Source organism: Blautia sp. Marseille-P3087 (genome assembly GCF_900120195.1).
Lineage (GTDB): Bacteria > Bacillota > Clostridia > Lachnospirales > Lachnospiraceae > Blautia_A.
On the sequence record NZ_LT635539.1, the window covers coordinates 356,833 to 371,534 of the forward strand.

Genomic DNA, 14,702 nt, shown 5'->3' on the forward strand with positions numbered 1-14,702 from the left:
TTATCCTTTATGATTAATAAAATAAAAATCTTCATCTTTGTAGCGGAAAATAACAAACACCGCCAGCAGAATGCCGCCACAGACAACGTAGATATCGGCAATATTGAATACCGGAAAATCAATCAGAGAAAAATAAATAAAGTCTGTGACATAACCGTAAAATGCGCGGTCGATAAAATTGCCGAGTGCGCCGCTGAAAAGAATTCCGCCAATGATGCTCAGAGGCGCGTAATAGCCGTTTTTAGGAATTCTGGCATATAAATAGAGAATTCCTGCGCAGAAGGCAACGCAAAGGATTAAAAACAGGATCTGGCGCCCCTGAAGCAATCCAAAAGCCATGCCGCGGTTTTCTACGTACTGAAATTCAAGAACGTCCGGAATCAGTATGATTCCGGATGTCTCCTTCAGATATTTTACTGCCAGATGTTTGGTAAGCTGATCAATGACAGTCAGGATGGTAATTCCTCCGAACCAGAGTAGCATATACCAGATCTGGCTGTTCTGTTGGGATTTTTTTTTCATTGAAGAATCTCCTGAATACCGGAAAGAAGTTCTTCATCTGTCACGGTGCGGTCAATAAAGCTTTTGCCGATGCCGTTCATCAGAATGAATTTGATGGTGCCCTGTTCCATCTTTTTGTCTTTTTTGGTAGCGGCAAGCACCTTTTGCGGATCCAGACCATTTACATGAGCCGGAAGACGATAAAGTTCACAGCCGGTTCTGATCTGCAGATACTCGTTTTCGGTAAGAAGGCCACGCTTCATAGAGATGAAAGCTGCGGCAACAAGACCGATTGCAACACACTGTCCGTGAAGAAGCTGAAAATCCATCAGCTTTTCGACAGCATGTCCGATAGTATGCCCAAGGTTTAAAAGAGCACGTTCACCCTGCTCTTTCGGATCACGTTCTACGACGCCGGCTTTGATCTCACAGCAACGCCGGATCATCTGGGCAAGAAGTTCCGGATCAAGATTCTGAATGGTCTTTTGATGCTCACACACAAAGTGATAAAAATCACCATCACAGATCAGTCCGGTTTTTAAGACTTCACCCATTCCGCATGCAAACTGCGTATCAGGAAGGCTTTTCAGTGTCTGAAGATTCATATAGACAAGACGTGGCTGATGAAATGCTCCGACCATATTTTTGTACTGGCTAAAATCTACACCGGTTTTGCCTCCGACACTGCTGTCCACCTGAGCGAGAAGTGTGGTTGGTACCTGAATAAAATCGATTCCGCGAAGGTAAGTTGCTGCACTGAATCCTGCGAGGTCACCAACGACACCGCCTCCAAGTGCAACAATCAGACTTTTACGATCCAGCTCAGATTCGATCAGTTTTTCGTACAGATTCTGTACGGTATGAAGATGCTTGCTTTTTTCGCCTGCCTCAAAAACAAAAAGGGAAATAGACGAGGCAACAGAAGAAAGGGCAGATTTCAGAGAATCCGCGTACAAGGGTGCAACGTTGGTATCGGAAACAATACACATTTTGCGACTGTCTAGCCCTTCTGTACGGATGGCGTCTGCAAGGGAACCAAATCCCTCTTCGAAATATATCGGATAATAAAAATCACCGCTGCGCTTTACCTGTAATGGTTCTGTTTTCATAATATGGTCCTCCTCATCTATTTGTAGCGTGATAATTTTATGCTGTAGCGACCTTTTTTCGTCTGACCGAAAACCCCCTCATAGCGAAAGCGTCCCTTGCTGCGGACGGAAATAATATCACCGTCTTTGGGTTCATATCCATTAGAAGTAATCAGTTTGCCGTTTACGAAGACCTGACCACCTTCAATGAAGGAAACCATGCTGCTGCGGGAACTCTGAAAAGCAAGCCCGATCAGACTGTCCAGACGAACAGATGCACATGTACCGCTGATCGTTTCAAACTGCGGTGTCGGGAAGTGCTCCGGATTGTCAACTCTGGAAATTTTCATAGTGGTATGACGTACCCGGGTGAGATTTTCAATAATATAATCCGAAATTTTATTGTGGCAGAATATCCAGGCCGTGTGTTCCTGCACAAGGATGTCCCCGATCACGGAACGCTCAATACCGAGATTGAGGACAGCTCCCAGAAAGTCACGATGTGTCAGTGATTCAGAAAATTTGGCTGCCAGAGGTTCGATTTTTAGACATGTGATCGGGTATTCCCACGGAAACAAAAGAGCATCAGGATGAAATGCCACCATCTGACGCTCTGCTTGCTCATAACCGCCTGAGCATTCTGTGATTACGCCCGGCATCTGATTCTTTTGTTCATTTACAATATTTTGTTCGTTTAAATTAAGAAAATCCGAAAAGGTGACAATATCTCTCTGATAAGAGAGATTTGCCAGTTCCCGGATCCTCTTGATAAAGAATTCGTCTTTGTTCATTGATCTTAGTATCCTGCTCTTACGGACGGAATGGAATTACCACCGAGAATATTCTGAAGGTCTCCGGTAATATCTACGTTATATGGTCCAAGAATAAAGATATAACTGGATACTTTCTGAAGACTTCCACCCAGAGAATAACATGCTCCTGAAGTAAAGTCGATGATACGCTGTGCAAGTTCCATATCGATTCCCTCAAGATTCAGGATTACGGTAGAGTTATCAACAAGTGTATCTGCAATTTCACGTGTATCTTCCATAGAGGTTGGGCGAATAACACAGACTTCCATGTTAGCTGCCTGTGAACCTTTGCGGCTGCTTCTCATAGGTGTGATTTTTGAAGAAGTACGTGCAGGCTTGTCCTGCTTGAATGTTGTCTTCGGAACAGAGATGGATTTGGATGCGGACTGTTTGGAAACAGGAGTCTCCGGTTCATCATCGAAATCATCATAGTCATCCTCTTCGGATTTTTTGGAGAATTTCTGGAAGAACTTCTTGACTGGCTTGTCTTCCCGGTCTTCATCGAGAAAATCATCGTCATCACCGTCAAGGAGATCATCATCTAAATAATCATCCTCATCGTAGTCATCATTCAGTTTTACAGCATCTAAAAGTTTATCTAAAACACTCATTTTAATCTCCAATCTTATTGTTCTGCGCGTCAGACTGCATAATTTCTTTCACCGAAAATTCCGGTTCCGACGCGAACCATTGTAGCGCCTTCCTGCACGGCTACCTGATAATCTCCGGTCATACCCATGCTCAAAACACTCATATTAACATTATTAATGTTTTTGGCAGCAATGTCAACACTTAATTTCTTTAATTGACGGAAAATGCCGCGGTTCTCTTCCGGATCTTCTACATATGGAGCAATCGTCATAAGCCCTTCTATATGTATATGCGGAAAGACTGCGACAGATTCCACGAGAGAAAGAACTTCTTCGGTTTTCAGACCGAATTTACTCTCCTCCTGCGCCACGTTTACCTCGATAAGAACCGGAACAGTAACATTATGCCTGGCTGCTTCATGCTCGATCGTTTCTGCAAGACGCAGAGAATCCACGGAATGGATAAGAGCCACTTTATCTACAATATATTTGACTTTGTTGCGCTGCAGATGTCCGATCATGTGCCAGCGGATATCAGACGGAAGCTGCGGTACCTTATCCATGATCTCCTGTACTTTGTTTTCTCCGAAATCCCTGGAACCGGCATCATATGCTTCCTGAAGCATAGACACAGGCTTGGTTTTGCTGACAGAGATCAATGTAACCTCTTTCGGGTCACGCCCTGCTTTTCTGCATGCAAGTTCAATGTTTTTTCTTACCTGTTCAAGATTTTCTGCTACCATAATAGATTAAGCCTCCTGATTCGTATATATCTAGTATAAAATCTCTTCTTCATTTACTTTGTCTGCATTTCGGACGATATGGTCATAACGGGAAAGACCGTATGAGGTGGATTTGGATGCAATGGCATATTCTTCGTTCTGATCAAGGATTTCAATCCGGCGGAATACCGCATATCCCTGATTAATGCAATAAACACCTTCGAGTACACCTACATCACTTACAACGTATTTACTCTGGTCCTTCTGGCTGACGATTACATCACCCTCGGCAAATGACTTCTTATCTACATAATAAATATATGATTTCTGGTCTTCAGGTTTGTCCGCATTATCAGCAGTGTCTTCCTCAATGCTGGCATAGATGGAAGCCTTGACAAAGGAAAGACTGTCGTTATTGTCTTTACCCTGCACCATGAAACCGATATCCTGACTGTCTTCGTTTTTTGTTGAATATTTGGAAGGAATCAGATAAAATTCCTTGGTCACAATGGAGGAAAGTGGAATCTTAAGACCGGTCACAGTATTGGTAACCAGCTCTATTTCCAGAAAACGATCTGCTGCATAACGGATTAAACCTTTGTTAAAATCAATCTTACCGTATTTGGAACCGTCAATTTCGACAATGCTGAAATCGCCGGTCTGTGTCATATCGTCTTTCAGAAATTTTACACGCACAGTACTGCGGTCGGCAAGTTTTGCGGCCTGTTTGGCACTGAGCGGAATCATAAGACTCCAGTTTTCATTAGATATCAGTGTATACAAGCTGTCACCGGCTGACACTGAATTCTGCGTCTTTAAGTCTGTTTCATGGTACGCATTCTGGTCGAAATCTTCAGTGCTCAGTGAGGATACAGACTTGTTCTCATATCCGTCCATAGAGTAAAGAACGATGCCGTCCTGCTCTGCTTTACTTAAGGTCTGATTACCATAAGAAACCACACTGGATGTGGAATCGGAAGAATCTGATGAAGAAGTTCCTCCGGTAACACCGGCATACTGAAGAATGCTGCCTTCCAGATTGTACTTAAAACTGTAGGTAGTGTTAAATTTGCTGGCATTGAAGCCTTTTGAAAAGCTCTGGAGCTGGCTTCGGATGCTGGAAAGTTCTTCATTACTTAATTCTGTCGTGCCTTCTGTTTTTTTGGAACTGCTGATGCCGTATACTACACCGTTTGCATTGATCTTGGAACCTTCACGGGCATAATAATTAACATAACCGCCGGTCTCCGCTTTGTGAACGGTCTCCTCACGTATAGCAAGACCGGTATACGTTTCGTTTCGGGAAAGTGGTCCTGCAATTACCAGATAGGATTCGATGTTTGAAGAAGTCAGATAAAGAATCATACTGAACAGCATATAAATAAACAATACACCAAACAGCATGGTTCCGATATTCATGCCGAATAAGTTTTTAAGTTTTTTGAGGATGCCGGAACCGGATCCGTTTTGTTTATTATTAACAGGCAAAAAAATGCCTCCTTTATTTTCTAATTCTCATTAAAAATCATATAAAAAGACAATACAAGTATTGTAACATTTTGTGGGGTATCTGACAAGAAAAAGGCAAAATAATTAAGGCAGAAAACAAATATATATGGAAAACGAACATATTTTCCGAATATCTGTTTGCTATTTCTGAAAGGGTATGTTATACTTTTTTTAAAAAATAATGTTCATATTTCTTGGAGGTGAACCTATGTCATACGGTCGAATCAGTAAAAAACAGCAGGAAATTCTTGATTATATAAAAAACGAAATTCTGAACCGTGGATTTCCACCGGCAGTACGTGAAATCTGTGAGGCGGTTAATCTGAAATCCACTTCTTCGGTTCATTCACATCTGGAAGCACTGGAAAAGAATGGATATATCCGCAGAGATGCCACAAAGCCCAGAGCAATCGAGATCATCGATGATAATTTTAATTTAGTACGCAGAGAGGTTGTCAATGTACCGCTTGTAGGTACGGTTGCGGCCGGCCAGCCGATTCTGGCAGTAGAGAATATCGAAGGTTATTTCCCGGTGCCGGCAGAATACATGCCGAATGCACAGAGCTTCATGCTGAAAGTTAAGGGAGAAAGTATGGTAAATGCAGGAATCTTTGATGGTGATCAGGTGCTGGTAAAGCAGCAGGCTTCGGCATCTAACGGAGATATTGTCGTAGCGCTGGTAGAAGATTCTGCTACAGTGAAGACTTTTTATAAAGAGGATGGCTATTATCGTCTTCAGCCGGAAAATGATTCTATGGATCCGATTCTGGTACATGGTGATATTCAGATACTTGGAAAGGTATTTGGTGTGTTCCGCCTTTATCAGTAATCAGCAGATCATACTGCTGAAATTTGCATATGAAAAATCAAAAGACATGTCCGTAAGTCTTTGTATGACTCTGCGGGCATGTCTTTTTTGTTGATTTGATTTACATAATTTTATTATTGTAAACTTATTTTAAAAAATCAGCACTATCCAGTTCTTTTCCATCTCTCCAGATTCGTTCCAGATCATAGAAAAGACGGTTTTCTTCATCGAAAACATGGATGATCACATCGCCGTAATCCATCAGGATCCAGTTGGAACCACGGGTTCCTTCTACCTGTTTGGGCTCATAACCGGCTCTTCCGAGCTGTTCTTCTACATTATCGACGATTGCCTGTACCTGATTCAGGTTGTTTCCGCTTGCGATAATGAAATAATCAGCAATTACAGATACTTCGTGAATGTCGATTACTTTGATATCAATTGCTTTTTTGTCATCGATCGCCTTGCAGGCGATACGTACCATTTCCTGTTCTTTATTCATAGTTATCTCATCCTTTCCGGTCAGACAGAAAATCAGATGTTATCTGCTCTCCTGCCGTTCCTTATGTAAGGTGTCATAATAGGCGAATGCATCTTTTGTTGCAGAATCGACATCATCCGGATTTTTGTCAAGATAAGTCAGGGTATCCCGGAGAATTGCATACATACATTCATTCAGATCCTCGAAAGCAAGCTTACGGACTTCAGTCAGGTTCGGTGCTTTATTTCTCGCCGGTTCAATATAATCTGCAATATAAACAATCTTTTCGAGGGTACTCATCTCTGGCTTACCGGTAGTATGGAATGTGATGGAAGAAAGAATTTCTTCATCAGTGATTCCGTATTTTGCACGTGCAATATAAGCTCCGAGTTTGGCATGAAGAAGAAAAGGATGTTCCTTTTCAAATGGAGTAACCGGGATATTGTGTTCTGCACACATTTTTAGTTTCTTTTTATTTGGAATGCATTTTGCGCTGTCATGGAGCAGCCCTGCAGCCTGGGCATCTTTGAGGTCATATCCGTGGACCATTGCCAGCGAGGCGCAGGTAAACATAACACCGAGCGTATGCTCAAAACGATCTTCATCGAGATATTTGGAAAGTTTTTTCTGCATTTTTATAAAATCGTAATCAGCCATTCGTTTCGGATGCTCCTTCCGTAATATGATAAATATGGTGCTCATTGATATAGTCGGCAACTGCGTCTGGTACATAATAACGAAGGCTTTTGCCCTCCTGATGCCATTGGCGCAGCAGCTGACTGGAAATATCAATATTCATGGTGTCCAGCCGTACAAAATGACCATGATAAAGCTGTGTCAGACGTTCCATTTCTTCAGACAGCTCTTTTACGGGTGTATGGTCTCTCGTGGCAACTACGATCGTACATGCAGCACAGATTCTCTCGGGCTTCATCCAGGTGGTGAAACTGTATAGGGAATCTGCACCGATGATAAAGTAGTAATCGGTATCAGGGTTCTGCTTTCTGAGATTCTCAAGTGTGTGATACGTGTAAGATAAACCATGGTCATGCATCTCAATCAGAGAAAGCTCAAAATGGGGATTTCCGGTAATCGCCCGCTCTACCATGGCAACTCTCTGCTCATCGGTTGCACGGCCGGCGCGGTTACGTTTATGAGGCGGATTGCCAGCGGGCATAAACCATATTTTATCCAGCCCAAGCTGTTCATATGTTTTTTCTCCCAGAATCAGATGGCCTATATGGATCGGATCAAAAGTTCCGCCCATGATCCCGATTTTTTTTCGTCTGGTATCCATGCTGGTTTTACTTCCTTCCTGAATATATTTTGGACAATATATGCCGGTTTATGGAAGAATGATTTTCTTTTTGTCTTTTTTACCTTCGCGGTAAAGAACGATTTTTCTTCCGATTACCTGAACAACTTCAGAATGTGTTCTTTCTGCAAGGACTTCTGCCATCTGGCGAGGATCGTCCAGACAGTTCTGGAGAACGCTGATCTTGATCAGTTCACGGGCTGCAAGAGCTTCGTCAACGGAAGCGGTATTTTCCGGTGTCACACTGCCCTTTCCGAGCTGCATGATCGGATCCATCTTCATCGCAAGGCTTTTCAGATATGCTCTCTGTTTACTTGTCATATTTTTACGACCTTTCTGTTATTTGTAATAATCAAAGTCAAAACCGTACATGCGGACAGTATTGCCTTCTTCGATTCCTGCTTTTTCGAGTTCTTCAAGAATACCGCCTTCTTTGAGGAAACGCTGAAAGAAAGCAAAACCTTTTTCGGAGTCCAGATTGGTATAGCCAAGCATTTTTTCAATCTTCGGACCTTCCACAACAAAAATTCCAGGATCTTCAGGAAGCCTTTCGACTGTAAATGGAAGGTTCTCTGTAAACAATTCGTCTTCAGGGAAGAATTCCTGTTCGAATACGATACGCTCGGCAGGAACACTCTGAAGAAGCTCTTTGATCGCAAAGAGAAGTTCTTTGATGCCCTGTCCGGTTACTGCAGAGATCGGGTAGACTTTGATTCCTTTTGGTTCAAATTCTGCTCTTAATTTCTCTATTGGGTTTTCATCATCGCCGTCAAAAATACAGTCCACTTTATTAGCGGCAATAAGCTGAGGTCTGGCTGCGATTTCCGGATTGTATGCTTCGAGTTCGTGATTGATCTTGTAAATATCATCAATCGGATCACGGCCTTCGGTAGATGCTGCATCTACAATGTGTACCAGCACTCTGGTACGTTCGATATGACGAAGAAATTCATGTCCCAGACCGACTCCCTCAGAAGCTCCTTCAATCAGTCCCGGGATATCTGCGATAACAAAACCGCCGTTTGCGGTGTCAACAACACCAAGATTCGGACTTAATGTTGTAAAGTGATAATTGGCAATTTTGGGCTGGGCGTTGGTAACACGGGACAGGAATGTGGATTTTCCGACATTTGGAAAACCTACAAGACCTACGTCTGCAATTACCTTTAATTCAAGAAGCACTTCAAGCTCCTGCGCAGGCTGTCCCGGCTGTGCATATTTCGGAACCTGCATGGTAGGAGTTGCATAATGCTGGTTTCCTTTACCACCACGTCCGCCTTTTAAGACAATCTGGCGGCGGTTTTCACCGGACATATCGGCAATAACCTTGCGGGACTGTGCTTCCATAATGACAGTTCCTTCCGGTACTTTCAGGATGATATCATCTCCGTCTGCACCGTGGCAACGTTTCTTGCCGCCTTCCTGTCCATCCTGTGCTTTGAATTTGTGTTTATGACGGTATTCGCCGAGTGTGTTCTGGCCTTCATCTACTTCGAAGATCACATCGCCGCCGCGTCCGCCGTCGCCACCGTCAGGACCGCCATTGGGTACATAAAGCTCCCGGCGAAAGCTTACATGTCCGTCTCCGCCTTTTCCTGAACGGATGATAATTTTTGCTCTGTCTGCAAACATATGTCGCTCCTTATTATTTTTGGATTCAAAGAAAGGCTCCAAACCTGAACGATTTGAAGCCTCACGCTGAACTTGATTATTCTGCCTCTACCGGAACGATAGAAACCTGTTTCTTATCGCGTCCTTTTCTGGTGAATCTTACTACACCATCTGTCAGTGCAAATAATGTATAATCTTTACCACAGCCTACGTTCTCACCTGCATGAATCTTGGTTCCACGCTGTCTGTAAAGGATGTTTCCAGCTTTAACAAACTGTCCGTCTGCTCTTTTGGCACCTAATCTCTTGGATTCGGAGTCACGGCCGTTCTTTGTAGAACCAACACCTTTTTTATGTGCGAATAACTGAAGGTTCATTTTCATCATGTCGTTACACCTCCCTGACTTTTACTTTTAAATAACGTTTTGAATAACTATGTTCAATTTCTGTCAGACCAAGAAGTAATGAATTCATCAAAAGTGTTCCACCCTCCGAAATCGGAGCTGTAAAAGTAAAAGAAACAAAACCGTCCTTTTCTTTTGCTTTAATGGAATCCTTAGTCAGCTGTTCCAGAGAATTGACGGTATTGATTACCAGAGCGGAAACAGCGGCACATATAATGTCCTGCCCTTCTTCTGCATAATCGGCATGTCCTTCAGAAACAAAACTGATATAGGAATTATTTTTCTTGCTGACTGTCACTGTAATCATGCAAACACCAGATTAAGCGTTGATCTTTTCGATTTTAACTTTTGTAAACTGCTGTCTGTGACCGTTTTTCTTGTGATATCCAGTTTTTCTTTTGTATTTGTAAACGATAACTTTTTTAGCTTTTCCGTTTTCAACTACAGAAGCGGTAACACTGGCATTAGCTACATCAGCTCCAACTTTTAAACCTTCATTGCTAACTGCAAGAACGTTATCAAAAGTAACGGTTTCACCAGCTTCAACACCGAGCTTTTCAACTCTGATTACGTCGCCCTCGGCAACTTTGTACTGTTTACCACCTGTTGCAATAATTGCGTACATCTGTGGCACCTCCTATAATCTTTACTCGCCAGATATGGTGGATGAGGATTTATGATAAAATCTCATGCGCTTAAACCTCTCTGTGCGGCATCTGCTATATAATAGCATGGGATTTGGAATGCGTCAAGAGAGATTTTTCTTTTTTTGTAAAAAAGAATTAAAAAATGGAAAAGAGATTGCGAGGGGGAGGATCTCGGAGTTGCGAACGGCCGAATCTCCCCCTCGCGCTCCCCCTTTTTGGCCACCGCTGAAAAGCGAATGGCGGGTATGGGGAAGAAGATTAAATATGGAGAAAGTGTTAGTTGTTCAAAAGATTGGACGCTAAAATGAAGCTAAATGGTTGAAAGGCTGTGGATGTCTTCGATTACGGGGCGGCGGACTTTCTGGCGGGTCATCTCGAGGATATGAAGTGGGGTTATATCAACTGCTGTGCATTTGACGGGATCCTTGCGCAGATGTTTTTGTAAAACATGAAAAAGTTCGTCCTGGTGGTCGGTATTCTGCATGTTGATAAAATCGATCAGGATGATGCCGGAAAGGTTCCGAAGGCGAAGTTGTCTGGCAATTTCTGCTGCTGCCTCGAGGTTGATTTTGCGGTAGGTCTCTTCTGCTTTTTTCTTACCGGTGTATTTGCCACTGTTGACATCAATGGATACAAATGCTTCTGTCTGTTGGATCACGAGAAAACCTCCACTCTTCAGCCATATTTTTTCATGGCAGATTTCATCGATGGCGCTTTCCAGACTATGCAGCTTATATAATGGAAGGAGTTTGTCCTGATACAAATTAAGTATTGCCAGTTTTTCAGGCTGAAATTCATTCAGATAATCAGAAATTTTTGTGTGCATTTCCGAAATATCTGTAACAATCTCATCCAGATCTCTGCCGTAAATGTCGCGCACAGCAGAAAGATAAAAAGGCTCGGACTCATACAGAAGGCTGAAACAGGTGCGGTTTCTTCCATATACGGCAACCTTTTCGTACTGTTTCTTAAGCATATCCAGTTCATGAAAAAATTCTTCTTTGGAAGCATCGGCGGCATTTGTGCGGGCGATAAGTCCATATCCACGGTCAGGAATATTTCTTTCATCATCTAGCCATTTACTCAATTTGCTGCTTTCCTCTTTGGAAAGTTTGTTGGAAATTCCGATTTTGCGATTGCCTGTGGTAAGAACCAGAAATTTGCCGGAAAAATTCAGATTGGCGGTAAGCGCCGGGAGTTTGCCCTTCATGGCATCCCGGTTTATTTGTACCAGAATCTGGTCACCGGGACGAAGCGGCTGTCCTTCCCTGTGACCGTCTGCGAATATGGCATGTTCACATTGGTTCAGTGGCAGATAACCATTGACAGAATCATTCAGGCGGACAAATGCTGCCTGAATGTTGGTTGCAATTTTTTCTACCTGTCCTACGTAAATATTATTTAAGATATTTTTCTTTCCGGAAGGTTCCAGACGAAGTTCAATGACTTTCTGATCTTTTACAACTGCGCAGACAGTACACAGAACTTCGCGAAGATACATTTCTGTAATTACAAGCTTATTCAACTTTCTCACCTAATGCTTCCATAGAAACAAGTTTCAGATGTTCTTCATCGCCTTTGTTGGCATAGATTTCGCGGCGTTCGATCATATATGCGAACGGAAGCGGCTCCTCGCCCATCCATCGAAGGAATGTATCCATGACAAGTTCCGGTTTGGTGTAGTTGGAACTTGCGGAAGCGAGCTGCATGAAAATACCTTCGCCATCGAGACGCATCTCATAAATATATGGACGGATATCTATGGTCTTTTCACTGCGCTTTGTTTTCTTGGTCACGATGATCTCTTTCTGGGCAAGAAATCCGTCCAGTTTCTCTCTCCAGGATGCAGCAGGTTCTTTTCCATCACGAAACTGTACAAAATAGTCTGCTGCTGCTACCAGAGCCATGGCGGTGCTTGCTTTGCCGTCTTCTACCTGACGGGCAGAACATACGGAAACACCGTCTGCCATGACAGCATTCAGTCGTTCCTCGATTTCCTTTGTCGGAACAGTGTCTGTCAGTTCCATATCAAAATATTCTCCGAGACTGGTAGTTCCTACACCGAGTGGTGCTGCAAAGGACATGATCATATGTGGGCTGTATCCACCTGAAAACGCGACTGGAAGCTCTGCTCTGCGAATTGCTTTCTGGAAATAACGCATGGTGTCCAGATGACCGACGAATTTCATATGTCCGGTTTTGGCAAATTTAATTCTTACTTTCACAGCACACACCTCCTTTGTATTTGAGAACACCACAGCCGGAACATTTCTGGCGACAGTTTGGCGTTACAGTTTCTGCTTTGGCCTGCTCCCATTCACGAATCAGGAATTTTTTGGTCACACCTGCATCAATGAAGTCCCATGGAAGGATTTCATCTGTGCTGCGTTCACGCAGTGTATAAAATTCGATGTCAACACCTGTCTCTTTGAAAGCTTCTTTCCAGATATCGTAGTGGAAACTTTCGGACCAGGCATCGTAAAGAGCACCCTTTTCGTATGCTTTAAGAATAACTTTGGAGCAGCGTCTGTCACCTCTTGCGAGAAAACCTTCGAGTACAGTAACGTCCGGCTCGTGCCAGTTGTAGCGTATGCTTCTCTGATTTAACTGAGAGCGGATTTCATTTTTGACAATTTTTGCCTTTTCGATGAAATCTTCTTCACGGAACATAGGAGCCCACTGGAATGGAGTGAAAGGCTTCGGTACAAAGAATGAGGTACTGACATTGATCTGGACTTTCCCTTTGCGCTGTTCCTTTGGAACGGTTTCGTAGTAAGTTTCTGCAATCTTCTGAGCAAGATGTGCAATCCCCTTCATATCATCTTCTGTTTCTGTAGGAAGACCGAGCATAAAATAAAGTTTTACCTGATTCCATCCGCCTTTGAAGGCTTCTCCGGCACCGTGAAGGATATCTTCTTCCGTAAGTCCTTTGTTGATAACGTTACGAAGCCTCTGGGAACCTGCTTCCGGTGCAAAAGTCAGACTGCTTTTTTTGACATCCTGTACCTTACTCATGACATCCAGTGCAAATGCATCAATTCGGAGTGACGGCAGGGAAATATTGACTGCCTCATCACGGAATTCATCAATCAGAAAATTTACGATTTCTTTCAGATGACTGTAATCACTGGAACTTAAAGAACTTAAGGAAATTTCTTCGTGTCCTGTTTTCTGAAGCATGGTTCTTGCAGCTTTTTTCAGTTTTTCCACGTCGCGTTCTCGTGTTGGACGGTAGATCATACCTGCCTGGCAGAAACGGCATCCACGGATACATCCTCTCTGAATCTCCAGAGTGACACGGTCCTGTGTTGCCTTGATATGAGGAACGACCGGAGCCTCCAGATTGTTGTAATCCTTATCCATGTCAATGATCAGCTGTTTTTCTACTTTTTCCGATACACCTTCGCATGTCGGATGAAAAGATTCGATCGTACCGTCTTCTTTATAGGTGACTGCATAAAGTGATGGTACGTAGATTCCAGGAATCTGTGCAGCTTTCAGAAGAAAATCCGATCTGCTGCCACCGGCTTTTTTGTTTGCTTTATATGCATCAAAAAGTGCATCATAAACGGTCTCGCCTTCTCCAATATAAAAGAGGTCAAAGAATTCTGCCAGAGGTTCTGGATTGTATGCACAGGCACCACCGCCGATTATGACTGGATCATTTTCTTCGCGGTCAGCTGACAAAAGTGCGATTCCGCTGAGATCCAGAAGCTGAAGGACATTTGTATAACACATCTCATATCCGAGAGTAATGCCGAGAAAATCAAAATCTTTTACCGGGTCCTGAGATTCCAGAGTGAACAGAGGAATATGTTCTTCTCTCATGATTTTGTCAAGATCTGTCCACGGAGAAAAAAGACGCTCGCACCATACGTCGTCTCTTTTGTTAAACATATCATATAAAATCATCATGCCGAGGTTTGACATACCGATTTCATAGACATCCGGGAATGCCATCGCAAACCGGATATCTACGTCCTCTTTGTTTTTCATAACTGCATTGACTTCACCGCCGATGTAACGGGCGGCTTTGTCGATCTGCAGGAGTATTTCATCGCGTAATGCTAGTTTTCTCATAGTTTTCCTTTCAAAGGTTCATATATAACAGGTTACATGAAGAGATATCTGCCACTGTTCACAAATAGTATCCCGCGACATAATGATATTTCTTCACAGTATTCCTATTATATATGGTTTGCATGGGGAATTCAA

General features: G+C 43.1%; 18 protein-coding genes. 1 reads left to right on the forward strand and 17 read right to left on the reverse strand.

Going from position 1 to position 14,702, the window contains the following annotated elements:
• The 6 genes from lspA to BQ7344_RS01630 are packed head-to-tail and all read right to left on the reverse strand — an operon-like array spanning position 1 to position 5,201.
• Positions 1-522 (reverse strand): signal peptidase II, encoded by a 522-nt coding sequence (lspA, locus tag BQ7344_RS01605; protein WP_083585463.1) that lies wholly within the window; start codon positions 520-522, stop codon positions 1-3.
• A complete protein-coding gene (gene aroB / locus BQ7344_RS01610; protein WP_072521138.1) occupies positions 519-1,610 on the reverse strand; it encodes a 3-dehydroquinate synthase in 1,092 nt (363 codons plus the stop codon). Before aroB ends, lspA begins: the two co-directional genes overlap by 4 nt.
• A gap of 17 nt (positions 1,611-1,627) precedes the next feature.
• Complete coding sequence (locus BQ7344_RS01615; RefSeq protein WP_072521139.1) at positions 1,628-2,380, reverse strand: YlmH family RNA-binding protein; 753 nt, start codon at positions 2,378-2,380, stop codon at positions 1,628-1,630.
• 5 nt (positions 2,381-2,385) lie between these two features.
• Positions 2,386-3,012 (reverse strand): cell division protein SepF, encoded by a 627-nt coding sequence (locus BQ7344_RS01620; protein WP_072521140.1) that lies wholly within the window; start codon positions 3,010-3,012, stop codon positions 2,386-2,388.
• A 29-nt stretch (positions 3,013-3,041) separates the two neighbouring features.
• On the reverse strand, positions 3,042-3,734 hold the full coding sequence (locus BQ7344_RS01625) for a YggS family pyridoxal phosphate-dependent enzyme (RefSeq protein WP_072521141.1): 693 nt from the start codon (positions 3,732-3,734) through the stop codon (positions 3,042-3,044).
• 30 nt (positions 3,735-3,764) lie between these two features.
• Positions 3,765-5,201: an HlyD family efflux transporter periplasmic adaptor subunit gene (locus BQ7344_RS01630; RefSeq protein ID WP_072521142.1), complete on the reverse strand. Its 1,437-nt coding sequence runs from the start codon at positions 5,199-5,201 to the stop codon at positions 3,765-3,767.
• Between the two features lie 229 nt (positions 5,202-5,430).
• Here BQ7344_RS01630 and lexA point away from each other — a divergent pair, with 229 nt between their 5' ends.
• A complete protein-coding gene (gene lexA / locus BQ7344_RS01635) occupies positions 5,431-6,051 on the forward strand; it encodes a transcriptional repressor LexA (protein ID WP_072521143.1) in 621 nt (206 codons plus the stop codon).
• Positions 6,052-6,175: 124 nt separating this feature from the next.
• Here lexA and rsfS read toward each other — a convergent pair whose 3' ends face one another.
• The 11 genes from rsfS to BQ7344_RS01695 all read right to left on the reverse strand — a co-directional run bounded on the left by rsfS (position 6,176) and on the right by BQ7344_RS01695 (position 14,567).
• Positions 6,176-6,532: a ribosome silencing factor gene (rsfS, locus tag BQ7344_RS01640; RefSeq protein ID WP_072521144.1), complete on the reverse strand. Its 357-nt coding sequence runs from the start codon at positions 6,530-6,532 to the stop codon at positions 6,176-6,178.
• Positions 6,533-6,571: 39 nt separating this feature from the next.
• A complete protein-coding gene (gene yqeK, locus BQ7344_RS01645) occupies positions 6,572-7,168 on the reverse strand; it encodes a bis(5'-nucleosyl)-tetraphosphatase (symmetrical) YqeK (RefSeq protein ID WP_072521145.1) in 597 nt (198 codons plus the stop codon).
• Positions 7,161-7,808, reverse strand: a complete 648-nt coding sequence (gene nadD / locus BQ7344_RS01650) for a nicotinate-nucleotide adenylyltransferase (protein ID WP_072521146.1) — start codon at positions 7,806-7,808, stop codon at positions 7,161-7,163. The genes yqeK and nadD overlap by 8 nt, the downstream gene beginning before the upstream one ends.
• Positions 7,809-7,856: 48 nt before the next feature.
• Entirely contained in the window at positions 7,857-8,147 is a 291-nt protein-coding gene (gene yhbY / locus BQ7344_RS01655; protein ID WP_015542713.1) for a ribosome assembly RNA-binding protein YhbY, read from the reverse strand.
• Positions 8,148-8,165: 18 nt separating this feature from the next.
• The gene (gene obgE / locus BQ7344_RS01660) at positions 8,166-9,458 is read right to left on the reverse strand and encodes a GTPase ObgE (protein ID WP_072521147.1); all 1,293 of its coding nucleotides are present in this window, start codon (positions 9,456-9,458) and stop codon (positions 8,166-8,168) included.
• Between the two features lie 76 nt (positions 9,459-9,534).
• A complete protein-coding gene (rpmA, locus tag BQ7344_RS01665) occupies positions 9,535-9,822 on the reverse strand; it encodes a 50S ribosomal protein L27 (protein WP_015542711.1) in 288 nt (95 codons plus the stop codon).
• Positions 9,823-9,826: 4 nt separating this feature from the next.
• Complete coding sequence (locus BQ7344_RS01670; RefSeq protein WP_072521148.1) at positions 9,827-10,147, reverse strand: ribosomal-processing cysteine protease Prp; 321 nt, start codon at positions 10,145-10,147, stop codon at positions 9,827-9,829.
• Between the two features lie 12 nt (positions 10,148-10,159).
• A complete protein-coding gene (rplU, locus tag BQ7344_RS01675; protein WP_005422792.1) occupies positions 10,160-10,465 on the reverse strand; it encodes a 50S ribosomal protein L21 in 306 nt (101 codons plus the stop codon).
• Positions 10,466-10,797: 332 nt separating this feature from the next.
• Positions 10,798-12,021: a ribonuclease E/G gene (locus BQ7344_RS01685; RefSeq protein ID WP_072521150.1), complete on the reverse strand. Its 1,224-nt coding sequence runs from the start codon at positions 12,019-12,021 to the stop codon at positions 10,798-10,800.
• Complete coding sequence (locus BQ7344_RS01690; RefSeq protein ID WP_072521151.1) at positions 12,005-12,712, reverse strand: TIGR03936 family radical SAM-associated protein; 708 nt, start codon at positions 12,710-12,712, stop codon at positions 12,005-12,007. Before BQ7344_RS01690 ends, BQ7344_RS01685 begins: the two co-directional genes overlap by 17 nt.
• Complete coding sequence (locus tag BQ7344_RS01695) at positions 12,696-14,567, reverse strand: TIGR03960 family B12-binding radical SAM protein (RefSeq protein WP_072521152.1); 1,872 nt, start codon at positions 14,565-14,567, stop codon at positions 12,696-12,698. Before BQ7344_RS01695 ends, BQ7344_RS01690 begins: the two co-directional genes overlap by 17 nt.
• Between the last annotated feature and the right edge of the window lie 135 nt (positions 14,568-14,702).